This window comes from Serinibacter arcticus (assembly GCF_003121705.1).
Classification (GTDB): domain Bacteria; phylum Actinomycetota; class Actinomycetes; order Actinomycetales; family Beutenbergiaceae; genus Litorihabitans.
Map to the genome: position 1 here is coordinate 1,181,276 of NZ_PYHR01000002.1, position 18,318 is coordinate 1,199,593.

Genomic DNA, 18,318 nt, shown 5'->3' on the forward strand with positions numbered 1-18,318 from the left:
GACGGTGTCGCGCGGTCGATCGGGTCGACGAACCGTTCACCTCACCACGAGCGAGGGGAACCCGAGCCCCGTCACCTCGGCCGCGAGCGCCGCGAACTCCTCGTCCCACCCGGGCGGGTGCGCGTCGGCGAGCGCGAGGGTTCCCTCGGCGCGGGCCTGCTGGAGCGCGTAGGAGCGCACGCCGAGGCGACGCAGCTCGCGGGCGAGGGCGAGGGTGCGGTCGGCCATCCCCGGCGCCACGGTCGTACGCACCTCGTGCCCGAGGCCTCGTCCCGCGGCGTCCAGCACGAGACCGAGGCTCCGCCACGCCCGCTCCCCCGCCCGCGCCGTCCCCACGAGCTCGGCGTAGTCGCCCGGCAGCGCCTTGACGTCCAGCCCGACCCAGTCGAGCTCGTCCAGCACCGCGGCCAGCCGCCCCGGGTAGGCCCCGGCCGTGTGGAGCCCGACGGCGAAGCCCGCCTCCCGCACCCGGCTCACCGCTGCGACGAGTGCGGGCTGGCGGGTGGGCTCGCCGCCGGTGAACACCACGCCGTCGAGCAGTCCGTGCCGACGGTCCAGCAGCGCCGCGACCTCGCCCCAGGACACCGTACCCAGGGTGCGGGACGGGAGGAGGTCGGGGTTGTGGCAGTACCGGCACCGCCACGGGCAGCCCTGGAGGAAGACCGTGGCGACCAGGCGGTCCGGCCAGTCGACCGTCGAGAGCGGGACGAGGCCCGCGATCCGGAGGTCGCCTGCCGCCGGACCGGCTCCCGCCCTCACGCGAGCGCCGGCTCGCGGAACGGCGTCCGCTCCGCGTACTCGCCCTTCTTGCCGATGTTGAACGACGACACCGGCCGGTGGTAGCCCATGACGCGCGTCCAGACCTCGCACACGACCTCGCCCCGTCCCTCCGAGACGCACGTCCCGCACGTCGGCTGCTCGCCGACGAGGTAGCCGTGGTTCGGGCAGATCGAGAACGTCGGGGTGATCGTCACGTACGGCAGGGAGAACCGGGTGAGCGACCGTCGCACCATCTCCTTGCACGCCTGCGCCGAGGTCACCCGCTCGCCCAGGTAGAGGTGGAGCACCGTGCCGCCCGTGTACTTGCGCTGCAGATCGTCCTGGAGCTCGAGGGCGAGGAACGGATCGGTCGTGTGGGCCACGGGCAGCTGCGAGGAGTTCGTGTAGTACGGGTTCGACGCCGTTCCCGCCTGCAGGATCCCGGGGTACCGACGCCGGTCCTCCTTGGCGAAGCGATAGGTCGCGCCCTCGGCCGGCGTGGCCTCGAGGTTGTACAGGTGCCCGGTCTCCTCCTGGAACTCCACGAGGCGCGCGCGCACGTGGTCGAGCACACGGACCACGAGCGCGTGACCCTCCGGTGTCGTGAGGTCCTCGGCGTCCAGGAAGAAGTTGCGCACCATCTCGTTCATGCCGTTCACGCCGAGCGTGGAGAAGTGGTTCTCGAGCGTGCCGAGGTAGCGCCGCGTCCAGGGGTAGAGGCCGTCGTCGATGAGGCGCTGCACCACCACCCGCTTCACCTCCAGGCTGTCGCGGCCGATCTCCAGCAGCCGGTCGAGCTCGGCCAGCAGCCCCGCCTCGTCGTGCGCGTGCAGGTGGCCCAGCCGCGCGCAGTTCACGGTGACGACGCCGATCGACCCCGTCTGCTCCGCCGAGCCGAACAGCCCGTTGCCGCGCTTGAGCAGCTCACGCAGGTCGAGCTGGAGGCGGCAGCACATCGAGCGGATCATGCCGGGGTCCAGCTCCGAGTTGATGAAGTTCTGGAAGTACGGCAGCCCGTAGCGGGCGGTCATGGCGAACAGCGCGTCGGCGTTGGGGCTGTCCCACGCGAAGTCGTCGGTGATGTTGTAGGTCGGGATCGGGAAGGTGAAGACCCGCCCGTCGGCGTCGCCCCGCGTCATCACGTCGATGTAGGCGCGGTTGATCAGGTCCATCTCGGCCTGCAGCTCGCCGTAGGTGAAGTCCACCGCTTCGCCCCCGATCAGAGGCGTCTGCCCGGCGAGGTCGGCGGGCGGGTTCCAGTCGAAGGTGAGGTTCGTGAACGGCGTCTGGGTGCCCCACCGCGAGGGGACGTTGAGGTTGTGGACCATCTCCTGGAGGCACTGGAGGACCTCGTCGTAGGTCATCGCGTCGAGCCGGACGAACGGCGCGAGGTAGGTGTCGAACGAGCTGAACGCCTGCGCACCGGCCCACTCGTTCTGCAGCGTGCCGAGGAAGTTGACGATCTGCCCGCACGCGCTGGACAGGTGCCGCGGCGGATGCGAGGAGATGGCCCCCGGAACCCCGCCGAACCCCTCCTCCACGAGGGTCCGCAGGCTCCAGCCGGCGCAGTACCCGGCGAGCATGTCGAGGTCGTGCACGTGGAGCGCCCCCTCGCGGTGGGCGAGCCCGACCTCGGGGGCGTAGACGCGCTCCAGCCAGTAGTTCGCCACGACCTTGCCCGACGTGTTCAGGACGAGTCCACCGAGCGAGAAGCCCTGGTTGGCGTTGGCGTTCACGCGCCAGTCCGACCGCTCCAGGTACTCCTCGATCGTGGCTGCGGCATCGACGTGGACGGGCATGGGGGCGACTCCTCAGGGTGCGGCGCAGGTGACGCCCACCACCATATGGAGTAGTCGAGGATCACTCATGACACTACATCTAGTGGTCACGGTGATCCATCCCACAGCCGGCCGGGACCTTCGACCCTGGCGGGGTTCCTACCGCGGCGCGACGGCGAGGCCCCGCTCGGCGAACACCGCCGCCGCCGCGGCGGGCACGTCCGTGACGAGGCCGTCGACGCCGAGGTCCAGCAGGCGGTGCATCTCGGACGGGTCGTTGACCGTCCAGACGTGCACCACGTGACCGTGCGCGTGCGCCGTCGCGAGGAACTCCGGCGTGACCACCCGGAGGCCCTGGTAGGTCAGCGGCACCTGAACCGCGCGCCCGGTCGGTCCCGGCACGCGCGGCCGCCAGCCGCGACTCTCGGCGAGGAGCCGGAACGCATCCGCCATCCCCATCCCGAGCGCGGTCCGGCCGCGCGTGACGCGGGCGACCGTCGCGAGGCGCCTCGACGAGAACGAGGTGAGGCAGACGCGGCCGGCCGCCCCGGCCTCCCGCACCGCCCGCAGGGTCGGTCCGACGACGGGGTCGGTCTTCACGTCGAGGTTGAGCCGCAGGTCGGGCTGCTCTGCCAGCAGCTCGTCCAGCCGGAGGGCGCGCTCGCCGTCGACGTCGCGCATGAGGTCGAGCTCCCACCACGTGACGTCGGACACCTTCCGGGGGTCGGAGAACCGCCGCTCGAGCGTCTCGTCGTGCGCGAGGACGGCGACGCCGTCGCGCGTGTGCCGCAGGTCCGTCTCCATCGTGGTGACGCCGGTCGCGAGCATCGCTGCGACGGCGGCTCGCGTGTTCTCGGCGGCCGTCTCCATCCCTCCCCGGTGGGCGAGGATCACGGGTGCGCCGATGCTGAAGATGGTGTGAGTCACCCCACCATCCTGCCCCCTGCGTCAGAACCGCCCCGACGACCGTGCTAATGTTTTCTCTCGCAACGCCATGCACCTCTAGCTCAATTGGCAGAGCAACTGACTCTTAATCAGTGGGTTCCCGGTTCGAGTCCGGGGGGTGTACAGATGAGGCCCCGTCACTTCGGTGACGGGGCCTCAGTCGTCTCCCGGGGCATCCCCTGGGCTCGTCTGGGCCCCGCGCGAGGCATTCGGTAAACTTCGTCGCGGTCCGGGCAGACGGCCTGGCCGACAGGTCCCCCTCGCCCCCGACGGGTGAAGTGCGTGGATCGGCGGGAGAGCCCCGTCCTGCCCGTGGCGGAGGTCCCGCCACCGGTGCCGTCGGCGAGTCGCCGAGAGCCGGAAGGACGCATCATGCCGCACGACCCCGAGGTGGACGCCGTCCCCTCCTCCCAGGCCGACGCGGCCCCGACCTCCACGGCTGACGCGGCCCCCCGCGCCTCCGCCGTCGGACCGGTCTTCCGCTGGTCAGCCGCCCTCATCCTCAGCTTCCTGGCCGCCACGCTGCTCTTCCCCGAGCAGGCCGAGCGGACGCTGACCTTCCTCCAGCGCGAGGTGATCTCGACCTTCGGCTGGTACTACACGCTGCTGGTCGTCGCGCTCGTCGTGTTCTGCCTCGTCGTCGCCTTCGGTCCCTCGGGCCGCATCGTGCTGGGCCGACGCGGCGAGAAGCCGGAGTTCTCCCTCGGCGCGTGGTTCTCGATGATCTTCGCGTGCGGCATGGGCATCGGCCTCGTGTTCTGGGGCCCGGCGGAACCGCTGTCCCACTTCGTCGAGCCCCGACCGGGCGTCACGGGCGAGGGCGCCGACCTCGCCAAGGCCGCGATGACCCAGACGTTCCTTCACTGGGGACCCCAGGCGTGGGCGATCTACGCGGCCGTCGGCCTCGCGCTGGCGTACTCGATGCACCGTCGCGGCAAGCCGCTGTCGGTCCGCTGGACCCTCGAGCCACTCCTCGGTGACCGGGTGAAGGGCCGCTGGGGCGACGTCATCGACGTCGTCACCGTGCTCGGCACCGTCTTCGGCGTGGCGACCACGCTCGGTTTCGGCGCGCTGCAGATCACGGCCGGGCTGGACCACACGGGCGTCGTCTCCTCCTCGGCGACCGTCCAGATCCTCGTCGTGCTCGTGGTGACGATCCTCGCGACCATCTCCGTCGTCTCGGGCGTCGACCGCGGCATCAAGATCCTCTCCAACCTCAACATGGTCCTCGCGGCCTTCCTGCTGATCGTCGTCCTGGCGCTCGGACCGACGCTGTTCCTGCTGCGCGAGACGATCGAGTCGGTCGGCGCCTTCCTGCAGACCTACGTCGGACAGTCCTTCGAGCTCCTCGCCTACGACGGCGACGCGGGCTCCGACTGGAAGCAGCAGTGGACGATCTTCTACTGGGGCTGGTGGATCTCGTGGGCGCCGTTCGTGGGCGTCTTCATCGCACGCATCTCGCGCGGTCGCACCGTCCGCCAGTTCGTGCTCGGCACGATGCTCGCCCCCACGCTCGTCACCTTCGTGTGGTTCGGCATCTTCGGTGGCAGCGCCATCCACCGCCAGCTGTTCGGTGCCGGTGACCTGGCCGGGGCCGACGGCGCGACGGTCGAGCCCGACTACGTGATGTTCGACCTGCTCGACGGACTCGCCGGCACCCGCATCTGGATCGCGCTGATGCTCGTGCTCATCGCCGTGTTCTTCGTGACCTCGGCCGACTCCGGCGCCCTCGTGGTCGGGATGCTGTCCTCGGGCACCAGCGAGCCGCCGACCTGGCTGCGCATCCTGTGGACGTTCTCGATCGGCGCCGTGGGGGTGGTCCTGCTCCTGCGCGGCGGGCTCGGGACGATGCAGACGGCGACGATCCTCATCGCCCTGCCCTTCAGCGTCGTGATGATCGGCATGCTCGTGGCGCTCACCCGCTCGCTGCGGGAGGAGAACGCCGAGCACGCGGCGCTCGAGCTGCAGCGCGAGCGCGACGAGGTGACGGCCCACGTCGTGGAGGCCGTGGCCAACGACCCCGACCTCTCCGACGCCCTCGCGCGGGGACTGACCTCCCCGAACGGCGACCCGTCGCGACGGCGTGTGCGCGACCAGGTCGCGCGCGTCCTCGAGCGTCCGTCGGGGTTGCGACCGCCGAAGCGGTGACGTCGGGGTGACGCAGCGGGGTCGCGGATGCACCGGGCGACGGCGGCTGCCCGTTACGGTGTGTCCGTGACCACCGCTGCGCGCATCGCTCTCGTGACCTGCTCCGACCTCCCCGAGGGCGACCCGGAGGACCGGGCGCTCGTCGTCGCCCTCGCCGAGCGCGGTGCGACGGCGACCATCGCCATCTGGGACGACGCGGGCGTCGACTGGACCCAGTTCGACGTCGTCGTGCTGCGCAGCGTCTTCGACTACAGCCTGCGCCGCGACGAGTTCATCGCCTGGGCCGAGTCGGTCCCGCAGCTGCGCAACCCGCTGAACGTCATCCGGTGGAACACGGACAAGCACTACATCGACGACCTCGCCAAGGCGGGGCTGCCCGTCGTCGACACGCAGTGGCTCGAGCCGGAGCGCAAGTACGAGAAGCGTGACCTGCACAACCGCTTCCCGGCGCGCGAGGACTTCGTGGTGAAGCCGGCCGTGTCCGCGGGTTCCGCCGACACCGGTCGGTACACCGCGACCGACGCCGACTCCCGCCGCCTGGCGATCAAGCACGCGCTGCGCCTGCTCGAGGCCGGCCGCTCCGTGATGGTGCAGCGGTACATGCCGGAGATCGACACGTACGGCGAGAGCGCCCTGGTCTTCCTGCACGGCGAGTACTCGCACGCGATCCACAAGGGCGCGATGCTCGTGGGCGAGGACACCGGCGACAGCGACTCCTACACCCCCGAGACCATGCAGCCGTGGGAGCCGTCCGAGCTGGAGATCACCGCGGCGCGCAACATCATCACCGAGGTGCGCCGCCTCATCCCCGGCCGCTCGGGCCAGTCGCGCCCCCTGCTGTACGCCCGTGTCGACCTCGTCATCCGCGGCGACCAGACGCCGCTGCTGATGGAGCTCGAGCTCGTCGAGCCGTCGCTGTACGCGTCCCTCTCCCCCGGCGCGCTCGACCGCGTCGCGAGCGCGATCCTGCGCGAGGTGGCCTACGGCTCCGACGCTCACAACGACCGCACCGCCGTCTGAGGCAGGGACGCCGGGGCGGTCCCCCGCAGCACGCAGCGCCCGATCGCCCTAGGGTGGACCGGTGACTTCGCGAGCCGTGGACCCCATCGTCTGGATCGACTGCGAGATGACGGGCCTCGACGCCCGTCGGGACGCCCTCATCGAGGTGGCGGTGATCGTGACCGACTCCGACCTCACGCCGCTCGGGGAGGGCATCGACATCGTCATCGCCCCGACCCCCGGGTCGGTCGAGCAGATGAGCGACCTGGTCCGCACGATGCACACGAAGTCGGGTCTCCTCGAGGAGCTCGACGCCGGCGTCTCCATGGAGGAGGCCCGTGCGCAGGTCCTCGAGTACGTGCGCAGCTACGTCCCCGAGCCCCGCAAGGCGCCGCTCGCGGGCAACTCCGTGGGCACCGACAAGGTCTTCCTCGACCGGGAGATGCCCGAGCTCGTCGAGCACCTGCACTACCGGATCATCGACGTCTCCTCGATCAAGGAGCTCGCCCGCCGCTGGTACCCGCGCGCGTACTTCGCCTCGCCCAGGAAGCAGGGCGGCCACCGCGCGCTGGCCGACATCGCCGAGAGCATCGACGAGCTGCGCTACTACCGCACGGCGCTGTTCCCCGACGGCGACGGCCCGGCCTCGTCCGACCTGCGCAAGCGGGCCGCGCTGATCTCGGCCAGCCCCACCCCCGCCGGCTGAGGCCGGGCGCCGGCGCACGAAGCACTCGAAAAACGGGCTACACTAGTCCGGCACTGTTCAACGACAGTGGCATGGTGGGTATAGCTCAGCTGGTAGAGCGCCGCGTTGTGGTCGCGGATGTCGCGGGTTCAAGTCCCGTTACTCACCCCGGTACGACGGCGGGTCCCTCGGGGCCCGCCGTCGTCGTTCCCGGACCGTTGTCCGCCTCCCTGGACTCGCTCCACGCCACGGCGAGGAGCGGGGTAGCGTTGGCCCGGCGTCGCGCATCGCCGACGACGCCGCCCCCACGGTGATCCAGACTGCAAGGAGCCCTCTTCCATGGCCAAGCTCGAGGTGGGCGACATCGCCCCAGACTTCACTCTCGACGCCGCGGGTGGCGGGAGCGTGACCCTCGCCGAGCTGCGAGCCGACGCCCCCAACGGCGTCATCATCTACTTCTACCCGGCCGCCGGGACGCCCGGCTGCACCACGCAGGCCTGCGACTTCCGCGACTCCCTGGCCTCACTCCAGGGCGCCGGTTACTCGGTCGTGGGTATCTCCCCCGACACGGTCGCGAAGCTCGACGCCTTCGCCGAGCGCGAGGGCCTCTCCTACCCGCTCGCCGCCGACCCCGACCGCGAGGTGCTCGAGGCTTACGGTGCGTACGGCGAGAAGACGATGTACGGCAAGACGGTGACCGGCGTCATCCGCTCGACCTTCGTCGTCGCCCCCGACGGCCGCCTCACGCTCGCCCAGTACAACGTGCGCGCCACCGGCCACGTGGCCAAGCTCCGCCGCGACCTCAAGGTCGCCTGAGCCTCCCCGAACCGAGCACGACGGCGAGGGCGGTCACCCGGGCTCGTCCCGGTGACCGCCCTCGCTGCGTCCCTGGGTAGGGTGGGAGATCGCTGGCGCGAGTGGCGGAATTGGCAGACGCGCAGGATTTAGGTTCCTGTGTCCTCGGGCGTGCGGGTTCAAGTCCCGCCTCGCGCACATCTCGACCTCCCGTGCGCACCCGTGGTCGCGACACGCGGCGTGCCGCGCACACCGGGCGCCCACCGAGCGGCAGCCCGCGGGCCGCAGGACCGCCGGTCCGTGCGACGCTGGGGCCCCACCCGCGAAGGAGTCCCGTGCCGAGAGCCGCCCGTCCCCGTCCGGACCGCCCCGAGGCGACGCCGTCGGCGCCCGTCCCGACGCCCGTCCCCGTCTGGGCGCTCGCCTCCGCCGTCGTCGCCCCGATCGCGATGATCGGCGGCTGGACCCTCGCGCAGGCGCTGCAGCCGTCGTTCGACCCCGTCCGCGAGACCATCAGCACCCTCGCCGAGGCTGACCGGACCGCGCCCGTGGTGCTGGGGGCGGCGCTGGTCGTCACGGGTCTGGCCCACCTCGTCACCGCGGCGGGACTGGGGCGTCTGCGTCCCCTCGGCCGCGCCGCCCTCGCGCTCGGCGGCCTCGCCACGCTCGCCGTCGGCCTGCTGCCCTCGGACGCCCACCCGCTCCCCCACGGGATCGCCGCCGGTATCGGCTTCGGCGCCCTGGCCCTCTGGCCCGTCCTCACGACGCGCCGCGCCGGCGCCCCGATCGAGCGCCCGACGGCGACCGTCACCGCGAGCGTCGTGCTCCTCGCCCTGGTCGGGTCGTTCGTCGTGCAGCTCGCCGGCGGCGAGAGCTCGCCCGCGATCGGTCTCACGGAGCGCCTCGCGGCCGGCGCGCAGTCCCTCTGGCCGCTGGTGGTCGTGCTCGCGCTGCGGCGTCGTCGGGACTGAGCGAACGATCCTTGCCCGCCGCGCTCCTCGCGCGGCACAGTGGCCTCATCTCGTTCCTGAGGAAGGTGAGTGCTGTGGCACGTCGACGTGGCCCCGGTCCCAGCGTGAAGGATCCCGAGCTCTACGAAGAGCTCCGTGACGAGGGCAACAGCAAGGAGAAGTCGGCGCGCATCGCCAACGCCGCCGCCGCACGGGGGCGCTCCGCCGTCGGGAGGAAGGGCGGCGAGGCCGGCAGCTACGAGGACTGGACGGTCGCCGACCTGCGCAAGCGGGCCGCGGAGCTCGACGTCCCCGGTCGCTCGAAGATGCGCAAGGCCGCGCTCGTCGACGCCCTGCGCAACCACTGACGTCCCCGTGTCCTCGTGAGCGCCACCGATCCCGACGACCCCGGCGTCCCCGACGACGTCGCCCTGGCCCACGGCCGCGACGAGTCGGGCGCCGAGCGGGCCGACCGGAACTGGAGCGAGCTCCTCCAGGAGCTGCGCGTCATGCAGACGGGCGTGCAGGTGCTCACGGGCTTCCTCCTGACCCTGCCCTTCCAGCAGCGGTTCGCGGAGCTCGACCGTTACCAGCTCACGCTCTACCTCGCGCTCGTCTGCCTCTCGGTCGCCACGACCGGCGTGCTCATCGCCCCGGTCGCCGTGCACCGCTCGGTCTTCCGACGGGGTCTCAAGGCACCGCTCGTGACGGCGAGCGACCGGCTCACGCGCCTCGGTCTGGTGATGCTCGGCCTCGTGGTGACCGGGACGGCGATGCTCGCGTTCGACGTCGTCCTCTCGCGGACCGCCGGAATCGTGGTGGGTGCGTGCGCGGCGACCCTGCTGGCGGTCCTGTGGGTGCTGGTGCCGCAGCGGCTCGGCGCGGCGGCCCGTGACGCGGCCCGCGACCGCGCCCGGACGGTGGCGCACGTCTCACCCTGACCCCGTCGGGTGGCCGGGTGAGGTAGGAATGAGGGTGTGAGTGACGTGCGCGCCGATGACCAGGGCCCCTGGCTCTCCCCCGAGAACCTCGACTTCGTCCGCCGCAAGGTGCCGATGGTGTACGTGGACGTGGTGCCCGTGCGGCTCGACGGCGACGGTTCCCTCGCCCGCGTCGGCCTCCTCCTGCGCAGCCCGCGCGAGGGTGGCCTGTGGCGCACCGTGATCTCCGGGCGCGTACTCCTGCACGAGACGATCCGGGCCGCGATCACGCGCCACATCGAGAAGGACCTCGGCCAGATGGCGCTGCCGCGCATCCCGGCCTCCCCGCAGCCCTTCACCGTGAACGAGTACTTCCCCACGGTCGTCCCCGGCGGCTACGCCGACCCGCGCCAGCACGCCGTTTCGCTCGCGTACGTCGTGCCGATCGACGGCGACGCCTCCGCCCAGAAGGACGCGCTCCAGCTGACCTGGCTGACGCCGGAGGAGGCGCTGGACCCCGCCGTCCGCGGCGAGTGCGTGTCGGGCCACGGGGCGCTCGTCGCGGGTGCGATCGCGCACCTCGGCGCCCTGCGCTGACGCCGGCCACCAGCCGTCGGGCCGCCGTCGGGGAGGACTCAGCCCAGCGTGGTGCGTGGGGGACGCGCGTCGTAGGCGTCCCGGTGCTCGAGCACCTGCTCGATGTGGGCCTCGGCCCAGCGCGACAGCGACCGCAGCGGCTCGTGCAGGCTCTGCCCGAGCGGCGTGAGGGAGTACTCCACGCGCGGCGGCATCTCGTCGTAGGCCGCGCGGGACACGATGCCGTCCCGCTCGAGACGCTTGAGGGTGTCCGACAGCACCTTGCCGCTGATGCCGTCGACGGCGTCGCGCAGCTGCGTGAAGCGGTGCGGTCCCTCGCTCAGCACGACGACGATCATCGCCGTCCACTTGTTGGCGATCTCCGCCAGCGACGTGCGCGACGGACAGGTCGCCACCAGGACGTTCCAGGCCGGGGTCGAGGTGGTGGGCGGGCTCATCGGTCGCATCTCCCTTGGTGACGTTGAGGTAACAGGTTACCGATCGATACCGTCGGCTCATGACCACACCGCTGCAGACCCTGTCCTCCTACAACGACGCCCTCGCGGCCGGCGACATGGACGCCTTCGTCGCTCTCCTGGCGCCGGAGATCGTCTGGCACCAGCCCGGCTCCCATCCACTCAGCGGCGACCACACGGGCCCCGGCGCCGTGCTGGACCTGCTCGGCGGATTCATGACGGCGAGCGCCGGCACCTTCCAGGTGCGCCCGACCGACGCGCCCCGGGTGAACGGTGACCTCGTCGCCCTGCCCGTGGAGTTCAGCGGCGCGCGCGAGGGCCGCGCCGACCTCGCGATGGCCGGCACCGACCTGTTCCGCATCTCCGGCGGGCTCATCCGCGAGGTCTGGCTGTTCTCGGCCGATCAGGACGTGGAGAACGCGTTCTGGGCGTGAGCGCCTGACGACGACGCCGGCCTCGGCCACCCGGCGGGCTCAGACCGCCGGGTCGCCCAGGTCGATCGTCGGCCAGTCGGCGTAGTCCTCGCGCATCAACCGGTCGTGCGTCGCGACGACGACCGCGCACACCACCCACCGCAGCCACCCCGTCATCGAGTCGACGAGGTCGACCGCGAGGTGGTTGGTGGGCTCGTCCAGCAGCAGCACGTGCGGCGCCGTCATGAGGATGAGCGCGAGGTCCAGCCGCCGCCGCTGCCCCACGGACAGCTCCGTGACCGGTCGGTCGAGGTCCTCCTCGGTGAGCAGCCCGGTCGCGGCGATCGGCACGAGCTCGTCGGGGTTGACGCGACCGCGCCGCACCTCCTCGAGCACGACGCGGGCGGCGACGTCGAACCCCGTCTCGCCCGGCTTCAGCTCCAGCCGGCTCTCCTGCCACAGCACCCCCACGCGCACACCGGGCGCCGTCGCCGCCTCGGACAGCAGCCCGAGCAGCGTCGACTTGCCGCGGCCGTTGGGGCCGACCAGCAGCAGACGGTCCTCGCGTCCGACGGCGAGCATCAGGTCGGGCCGCTCGAGCCGCCCGGGCACGTGCGCGCCGGGGAGCAGCAGGAGCGGTGCGTTGCCGTGCCCGTCCGGCTCGCCCCCGAGGTGCGGCCAGTCGACCTCCGGCGGGGGCGGTGGGACCGAGACGGCCCTGGCCTCGAGCGCGCGCAGCTGCCGGTCGGCCGCCGTGATGTGCTGCTTGGCCCGCGTGCCCCGGCGGTGCTTGTCGGACCCCTTCGGCGGCCGCCACTCGTCCGAGAGGCCCTCGTAGGAGGAGTCCCGGCTCCAGAACAGCTCCTCGAGCCGCTTCTGCTCGGTGCGGAACCGGGTGCGCCAGCGTGCGAGCGCCGCATCCTTGGAGGCGCGGTAGTCGGCGTAGTGCAGCGCCCCGTACCGGGCGGGCGGTCCGGACATCGTGGAGTCGAGGTCGACGATCTCGGTCACGACGTCGTCGAGCAGCTGCCGGTCGTGCGTCACCAGGACGACGGCCCCCGGCCACACCGCGAGGCGGTCGGTGAGGTGCTCGATCGCGGCGACGTCGAGGTGGTTGGTCGGCTCGTCCAGCAGCAGGATGTCCGAGCGCTCGGCGAGCGCGCACGCGAGGTGCACGCGGTACCGCTCCCCCACGCTCATCTGCGCCAGAGGCCGGGCCGGGTCGCGCGGGGCACCGAACCGCGTCAGCGCCTCGTCCAGCTCCCGGTCGGCGTCCCACGCGCGCTCGTTCTCGTAGGCGGCGACGGCATCGGCCACCTCGCGCAGGGCGTGCGGGTCGTCCGAGCTCGCCCTCGCCGCGGCCTCCTCGAGCCGGACCTGCGCGGCCCGCGTGCGCTGCATGCTGGCGGCGAGCAGGTCACCCAGGGTCTCGTGCGTCGTCACCTGGAGCTCCTGCGCGACGGTGGTGAGGGTGCCGCGACGACGCACGGTGCCCGTGGCGGGCTCGAGCTCACCTCCGAGCAGGCGCAGCAGCGTCGACTTCCCGCTGCCGTTCTCCCCGACGAGACCGATGCGGTCGGTCCCGCTCACGGTCAGCCGGACGTCGGCCAGCACGGGCCGCCCCGGGTAGGCGTAGGAGACGCCGCGGGCGGCGATCAGGCCGGTGCGGGCGCTCATGCGGCCTCCGTCAGTCGGGTCAGGTCGTGGTCGGCGTCGGGCAGCCAGCGGGCCGTCTCGGCCGGGGTGGCCTCCGCGAGGGCTCGACGCCAGGCGTGGGTGCGGTTGACGGCGTGCAGGCGCTCCACGTGGGGCCACAGCGCGGCACCGACCGCCGGGTCGACGTCCCACGCGTCGCAGTAGGCGCCGAGCACGGCGTCCCAGCCGGCGCCGTCGCCGAGGAGTCCGTGCGGCACGGCGAGGAGCTCGAGCGCGCAGCTCAGGTCGGAGTCGCCGAGATCGAACAGGCGGAGACCGTCGACGCCGTCGCGACCGCCTGCTGTCACGTTGCCCGGGTGCAGGTCGCCGTGGTTCCAGGTCACCGGGAACGGGGACGCGAGCAGCGCCTCGCCCGAGGCGAGCACCGCGGGCCGGAGCCGTCCCAGGCGGGCGGTGCGCTCGCCGTCGTCCTGCCCGTCGCGGGCCCCCGACGCCACGAGGGCGTCGAAGCGCTCGGCGACCGTCGCGGCTGAACCGTCGGGCAGGCCCGCCGCGGTCAGCGCATCGACGTGGGGCAGCACCTGCTGCTGGGCTCGCGCGGCGAGCGCGACGACGGCGCACCAGTCCGCCAGGCCGTCCCGCCCCTGCTCGCGCAGCGTCGCCCCGTGGTCCACGGCGAGGAACCGGCCCGTGGCGGGGTCGACGGCGAGCGGTGCGGTGACGGCCTCCGGCACGGCCCGGGCGATGATCGCCAGGACCTCACCCTCGTAGGAGGTCGCCGCGCATCCCTGCTTGAGCCAGACGTGGTGATCGATCGGCGGGGCGGTCGGGTGGGGCGGCGCCGTCAGGACGAGCTGGGTCGACCAGGGCCGCACCCGCACCTGCCGGGGCGGACCGACCACCTCGCGACCGAGGTCGCGCAGCACGGCGCTCGCCCACGCCGTCGCCGCGGCGAGCCACGGCTCGCCGCTGACGACCTCGCTGAAGCTGCCCGCCGCCGTCGCCGACCCGGCCCCCGCTGCCACGGTCACCGACCCGACAGCGCGGCCACGACGTCGGGCGCGAGGGCGCGGAACGCCTGCCCGCGGTGGCTGATCGCGTTCTTCTCCGCCGGGGTGAGCTCGGCGCACGAGCGCGTCTCGCCGTCGGGGACCAGGATCGGGTCGTAGCCGAAACCACCCTCGCCGGCGCGCTCGCGCAGCAGTGTGCCGGGCAGCCGGCCCTCGCGGGTCAGCTCCTGCCCCTCGGGCGTCACGAGCGCGGCGGCGCACACGAAGGCCGCGCGGCGGTGGGAGTCCGGCACGTCGCCCAGCTGGGCCAGCAGCAGGTCGAGGTTGGCGGCGTCGTCGCCGTGTCGGCCGGCCCAGCGGGCGGAGAAGATGCCGGGAGCGCCGCCGAGCACCTCGACGGCGAGGCCCGAGTCGTCCGCGATCGCGACGAGCCCGGTGGCGCGCGCCAGCGCACGGGCCTTGAGCAGCGCGTTCTCGGCGAAGGTCACGCCGTCCTCGACGACGTCGGGCACCTGGGGGTACGCGTCCGCGCCGACGACGGCGGCCGGGTCGAGACCCGGCAGCGCACCGTCGGGACCGGTGAGGATCGCCCGCAGCTCGCCCACCTTGTGGGCGTTGCGGGTGGCGAGCACCAGGAGGGGCGCCGTCACGCGCGGAACCCCGCGACGGGCGCCGCGAGCGCGGCGGCCTGGAGGCGCGTCAGCTCGGCGGTGCCGGCGAGGGCGAGGTCGAGCAGCGCGTTGAGCTCCTCGCGGTGGAACGGGGCGCCCTCGGCGGTGCCCTGGACCTCGACGAACGAGCCGGACCCGGTGACGACGACGTTCATGTCCGTCTCGGCCCGCACGTCCTCGACGTAGGGCAGGTCGAGCATCGGGACCCCGTCGATGATGCCGACGCTGACGGCGGCGACCGAGTCGCGCAGCACCGTGCCGGGCTTCACGTGCCCCTGCTTCTGACCCCACGCGACGGCGTCGGCCAGCGCGACGTAGGCGCCCGTGATCGCGGCGGTGCGGGTGCCGCCGTCGGCCTGGAGGACGTCGCAGTCGAGCACGATCGTGTTCTCACCGAGGGCGGAGTGGTCGATCACGGCGCGCAGGCTGCGGCCGATGAGGCGGGAGATCTCGTGGGTGCGGCCGCCGATCTTGCCGCGCACGGACTCGCGGTCGTTGCGGCTGTTGGTGGCGCGCGGGAGCATCGCGTACTCGGCCGTCACCCAGCCCTCACCGCTGCCCTTGCGCCAGCGCGGGACACCCGCGGTGAACGAGGCGGCGCACAGCACGCGGGTGCCGCCGAACTCCACCAGCACGCTCCCCTCGGCCTGGTCGAGCCAGCCGCGGGTGATGCGGACGTCGCGGAGCTGGTCGGGGGTGCGGCCGTCGGCGCGCACGCCGCTGGAGGAGAGGGAGGTCATGCCCTCCAGGTTACGCGGGAGCGGGGGCGGACCTCGTGACGGTCCACCCCCGCTCCTGCGTCACCGCGGACGGATCAGCCGGTGTTCTGCAGGCCGGCAGCGACGCCGTTGACGCTCAGCAGGAGCAGCTGACGCAGCTCGGGGATCTCCACCTCGCTCGCCCCGGCCCGCAGCCGCTTGAGCGCGCGGAGCTGGATGAGGGAGAGGGCGTCGACGTACGGCGAGCGCAGCTGCACGGCGCGGCCCAGCACGCGCGAGCTCTCCAGCGGGCGCGAGTGCCCGGTCGTCCGCAGCACCCACTCCCGCGTGAGGCGCATCTCCTCCAGGACGAGCTCGGCGAGGTCGTCGCGGTCGCCCAGCGCGAGGTAGCGACGGGCGATGCGCTCGTCGGCCTTGGACAGCGACATCTCGACGTTGTCGAGCATCGTCGCCAGCAGCGGCCACTCGCGGTAGGCGGCCTGCAGCTCCTCGACGTCGCCGACGGCGGCCAGCGCCGTCCCGAGGCCGAACCAGCCGGTGAGGTTGATGCGCGCCTGCGTCCACGAGAAGACCCACGGGATCGCGCGCAGGTCCTCGAGCGAGTTGACCGACAGCCCGCGCTTGGCCGGACGCGAGCCGAGCGCGAGCAGGCCCACCTCCTCCAGCGGGGTGACGGCGGCGAACCACTGCGGGAAGCCCTCGGAGCGGACGAGCTCGTAGAACCGCTCGCGCGAGACGCGGTCCATCACCTCGGCGACGGCGGCGAACCGCTCGGCCGCGCCGGCGTTGCGCTTCTCGATCGACGGTGCCGAGGACATCAGCGTGGCCGCACCGACCTGGTCGATGTGCCGCGTGGCGATCGCCTTGTCGCCGTAGCGGGCGAAGATGACCTCGCCCTGCTCGGTGAGCTTGAAGCGACCGTCGACGGAGTGCGGCGGCTGCGCCAGGACCGCGCGGTTGGCCGGGCCGCCGCCGCGCCCGAGGGCGCCGCCGCGGCCGTGGAAGAGCGTGAGCTCCAGGTCGTTGTCGCGCGCCCACTGCGCGATCCGGGCCTGCGCGTCGTACAGCGCGAGCGTGGCCGAGACCGGGCCGACGTCCTTGGAGGAGTCGGAGTAGCCGAGCATGACCTCGATCTTGCGACCCGTCGCGGCGAGCCGCGCCTGGACGGCGGGCTGCTCGATGGCCGCGGTGAGGATGTCGACGCTGTTGTTGAGGTCCTCGAAGGTCTCGAACAGCGGGATCGCGTCGATCACCGGGGGGCGCGAGCCCCCGGCCGCGAGCTCGGCGAGCCGGTAGACCGCCGCGATGTCGGCCGCCTCCTGCGTGAACGAGACGATGTAGCGGCGGGCGGCCTGCGGCCCGAACCGGCGCTGGATCCGGCCGAGGATCCGGTAGGTCTCCAGGACCTCGCGGGAACGCTCGGACAGGGCGCCGTCGATCCCGAGCCGGTCGATCTCCTCGAGCGTCTCGCGGTGCACCTGCGAGTGCTGGCGGACCTCGATCTCCGCCAGGTGGAAGCCGAAGGTCTCCACCTGCCAGATCAGGTCCTGCAGCTCGCCGTAGGCGCTGCGGACGTCGCCCGCCTCCGCCAGGGAGGTCTGGACCGTGCGCAGCCCGGTGAGGAAGTCCTCCGGGCCGGAGAACGCGAGGTCGGCGTTCCGCTCGCGGGTCGCCGCGAGACGCGCGGCCATGACGAGCAGCACCTGGCGGTGAGGCTCCCCCGGCGAGCGCTCCTCGACGGTGGTGGTCAGGTCCTCCGACAGGTCGCGGTGGCTCTCGCGCAGGTCGAGCAGGTCGCGGGAGGGCGGCGTGGTCGAGGCGTCGAGCGTGAGCTCGCGGCCGACGCGCAGCGTGTGCTTCTCCAGGCCGAGCAGCACGTGCTCGGCGGCGATGATCGCGGCCTCGCGGGTGATCTTGGCCGTGACGTTGGGGTTGCCGTCGCGGTCGCCGCCGATCCAGCTCCCGAGGCGCACGAAGGCCGGCGCCTTCGGCGGCGCGATGCCGACGAGGTCCGGCTGCAGCGCGGCGTCCAGCGCCCGGTAGATGCGCGGGATCTGCTCGAACAGCGTCGTGTCGAACACCGACATCGCGGTGCGGACCTCGTCGAGCGGGGACGGCTTCTCGGTGCGCACGGGCGCGGTGCGCCACATCACGTCGATGTCGGCCAGGAGCGTGCGGGTGACCTCGGCGCGCTCGAGGTCGTTGGCGCGCGGGTCGTCGAGCAGCTCGAGGTGCTCGGTGATGCGGCGGATGGTCGCCGAGACGGCGCGACGGCGGGCCTCGGTCGGGTGCGCGGTCAGCACGGGGCGGAACTCGAGCTTCGCGAGCCGCGCGAGGGCCTCGGCCTCGCCCACCTCGCCGCGCAGCTGCGAGATCGCGCCGGGCAGGGTGTCCACCGCGGGCAGGATCTGGTTCGGGTCGGAGAAGTCGCGGCCGCGCAGCGTGCGGACGCGGTGGTACTCCTCGGCGAGGTTGACGAGGTGGAAGTAGCACGTGAACGCCCGCGCCACCTCCGCCGCCCGGGCCGGGGTGAACGACTCCACGAGCTCCTCCGCCTTGGCGAGGGAGTCCTCGTCGCTGGCGTAGGCCTCGATCGTCAGCGCGCGCAGCGCCTCGACGTCGGCGAGGAGGTCGGCGCCGCCGCTCTCCGAGAGCACGGTGCCGAGCATCTGACCCAGCAGCCGGACGTCGGCCCTGAGCTCGTCGGGCATCTCGGGCACGGCACTTCTGCGACTGTCCTGCGGCATCGGGGCTACCTCTCGTTGACGAACGCCTCGCAGATTAACGCCCCTGCGTGACGAGTGCGTTGCGCGTTCAT

Annotated in this window: 18 protein-coding genes and 3 tRNA genes; 12 read left to right on the forward strand and 9 right to left on the reverse strand. The window is 72.7% G+C overall.

The genetic code is table 11. The features are described 5' to 3' along the window. Positions 1 to 36: 36 nt before the first annotated feature. The 3 genes from C8046_RS05350 to C8046_RS05360 form a co-directional block, all read right to left on the reverse strand. A complete protein-coding gene (locus tag C8046_RS05350; protein WP_109228560.1) occupies positions 37 to 759 on the reverse strand; it encodes an anaerobic ribonucleoside-triphosphate reductase activating protein in 723 nt (240 codons plus the stop codon). Continuing rightward, positions 756 to 2,558 (reverse strand): ribonucleoside triphosphate reductase, encoded by a 1,803-nt coding sequence (locus C8046_RS05355; protein WP_109228561.1) that lies wholly within the window; start codon positions 2,556 to 2,558, stop codon positions 756 to 758. The genes C8046_RS05350 and C8046_RS05355 overlap by 4 nt, the downstream gene beginning before the upstream one ends. A 138-nt stretch (positions 2,559 to 2,696) precedes the next feature. Then, positions 2,697 to 3,464, reverse strand: coding sequence for a glycerophosphodiester phosphodiesterase family protein (locus C8046_RS05360; RefSeq protein WP_199224398.1), 768 nt, complete (start codon positions 3,462 to 3,464; stop codon positions 2,697 to 2,699). Between the two features lie 69 nt (positions 3,465 to 3,533). Here C8046_RS05360 and C8046_RS05365 point away from each other — a divergent pair. The 11 genes from C8046_RS05365 to C8046_RS05415 all read left to right on the forward strand — a co-directional run bounded on the left by C8046_RS05365 (position 3,534) and on the right by C8046_RS05415 (position 10,576). After that, positions 3,534 to 3,605: transfer RNA gene (locus tag C8046_RS05365), tRNA-Lys, on the forward strand. A 249-nt stretch (positions 3,606 to 3,854) separates the two neighbouring features. After that, positions 3,855 to 5,630, forward strand: coding sequence for a BCCT family transporter (locus tag C8046_RS05370; RefSeq protein ID WP_109228562.1), 1,776 nt, complete (start codon positions 3,855 to 3,857; stop codon positions 5,628 to 5,630). A gap of 66 nt (positions 5,631 to 5,696) precedes the next feature. Further along, positions 5,697 to 6,650 (forward strand): ATP-grasp domain-containing protein, encoded by a 954-nt coding sequence (locus C8046_RS05375; RefSeq protein WP_235866134.1) that lies wholly within the window; start codon positions 5,697 to 5,699, stop codon positions 6,648 to 6,650. Between the two features lie 61 nt (positions 6,651 to 6,711). Further along, positions 6,712 to 7,335 (forward strand): oligoribonuclease, encoded by a 624-nt coding sequence (gene orn / locus C8046_RS05380; protein ID WP_268921361.1) that lies wholly within the window; start codon positions 6,712 to 6,714, stop codon positions 7,333 to 7,335. A gap of 74 nt (positions 7,336 to 7,409) precedes the next feature. Then, positions 7,410 to 7,482 (forward strand) — tRNA-His (locus C8046_RS05385). Positions 7,483 to 7,653: 171 nt separating this feature from the next. Continuing rightward, positions 7,654 to 8,130 (forward strand): peroxiredoxin, encoded by a 477-nt coding sequence (locus C8046_RS05390; protein WP_109228564.1) that lies wholly within the window; start codon positions 7,654 to 7,656, stop codon positions 8,128 to 8,130. Positions 8,131 to 8,225: 95 nt separating this feature from the next. After that, positions 8,226 to 8,307, forward strand: a tRNA-Leu gene (locus C8046_RS05395). 137 nt (positions 8,308 to 8,444) lie between these two features. After that, on the forward strand, positions 8,445 to 9,080 hold the full coding sequence (locus C8046_RS05400; protein ID WP_109228565.1) for a DUF998 domain-containing protein: 636 nt from the start codon (positions 8,445 to 8,447) through the stop codon (positions 9,078 to 9,080). A gap of 74 nt (positions 9,081 to 9,154) precedes the next feature. After that, the gene (locus C8046_RS05405; protein ID WP_109228566.1) at positions 9,155 to 9,427 is read left to right on the forward strand and encodes a DUF7218 family protein; all 273 of its coding nucleotides are present in this window, start codon (positions 9,155 to 9,157) and stop codon (positions 9,425 to 9,427) included. Between the two features lie 15 nt (positions 9,428 to 9,442). Continuing rightward, a complete protein-coding gene (locus tag C8046_RS05410; RefSeq protein ID WP_235866135.1) occupies positions 9,443 to 10,000 on the forward strand; it encodes a DUF6328 family protein in 558 nt (185 codons plus the stop codon). A gap of 36 nt (positions 10,001 to 10,036) precedes the next feature. Further along, complete coding sequence (locus C8046_RS05415; RefSeq protein WP_109228567.1) at positions 10,037 to 10,576, forward strand: DUF4916 domain-containing protein; 540 nt, start codon at positions 10,037 to 10,039, stop codon at positions 10,574 to 10,576. Between the two features lie 38 nt (positions 10,577 to 10,614). Here the strand turns inward: C8046_RS05415 and C8046_RS05420 are convergent, their stop codons facing one another. Further along, positions 10,615 to 11,013: a winged helix-turn-helix transcriptional regulator gene (locus C8046_RS05420; RefSeq protein ID WP_109230766.1), complete on the reverse strand. Its 399-nt coding sequence runs from the start codon at positions 11,011 to 11,013 to the stop codon at positions 10,615 to 10,617. Between the two features lie 59 nt (positions 11,014 to 11,072). Between C8046_RS05420 and C8046_RS05425 the strand changes: the two genes are divergently transcribed. Then, positions 11,073 to 11,465: a nuclear transport factor 2 family protein gene (locus C8046_RS05425; protein WP_109228568.1), complete on the forward strand. Its 393-nt coding sequence runs from the start codon at positions 11,073 to 11,075 to the stop codon at positions 11,463 to 11,465. Between the two features lie 39 nt (positions 11,466 to 11,504). Here the strand turns inward: C8046_RS05425 and C8046_RS05430 are convergent, their stop codons facing one another. From C8046_RS05430 to C8046_RS05450, 5 genes are all read right to left on the reverse strand, one after another. Next, positions 11,505 to 13,121: an ATP-binding cassette domain-containing protein gene (locus C8046_RS05430; RefSeq protein ID WP_109228569.1), complete on the reverse strand. Its 1,617-nt coding sequence runs from the start codon at positions 13,119 to 13,121 to the stop codon at positions 11,505 to 11,507. Further along, positions 13,118 to 14,131: a hypothetical protein gene (locus C8046_RS05435; protein ID WP_109228570.1), complete on the reverse strand. Its 1,014-nt coding sequence runs from the start codon at positions 14,129 to 14,131 to the stop codon at positions 13,118 to 13,120. Before C8046_RS05435 ends, C8046_RS05430 begins: the two co-directional genes overlap by 4 nt. Continuing rightward, a complete protein-coding gene (gene rdgB / locus C8046_RS05440; protein WP_109228571.1) occupies positions 14,128 to 14,760 on the reverse strand; it encodes an RdgB/HAM1 family non-canonical purine NTP pyrophosphatase in 633 nt (210 codons plus the stop codon). The genes C8046_RS05435 and rdgB overlap by 4 nt, the downstream gene beginning before the upstream one ends. After that, the gene (gene rph, locus C8046_RS05445; protein ID WP_109228572.1) at positions 14,757 to 15,521 is read right to left on the reverse strand and encodes a ribonuclease PH; all 765 of its coding nucleotides are present in this window, start codon (positions 15,519 to 15,521) and stop codon (positions 14,757 to 14,759) included. Before rph ends, rdgB begins: the two co-directional genes overlap by 4 nt. 74 nt (positions 15,522 to 15,595) lie before the next feature. Further along, positions 15,596 to 18,211: a phosphoenolpyruvate carboxylase gene (locus C8046_RS05450; RefSeq protein ID WP_109230767.1), complete on the reverse strand. Its 2,616-nt coding sequence runs from the start codon at positions 18,209 to 18,211 to the stop codon at positions 15,596 to 15,598. Positions 18,212 to 18,318 lie beyond the last annotated feature (107 nt).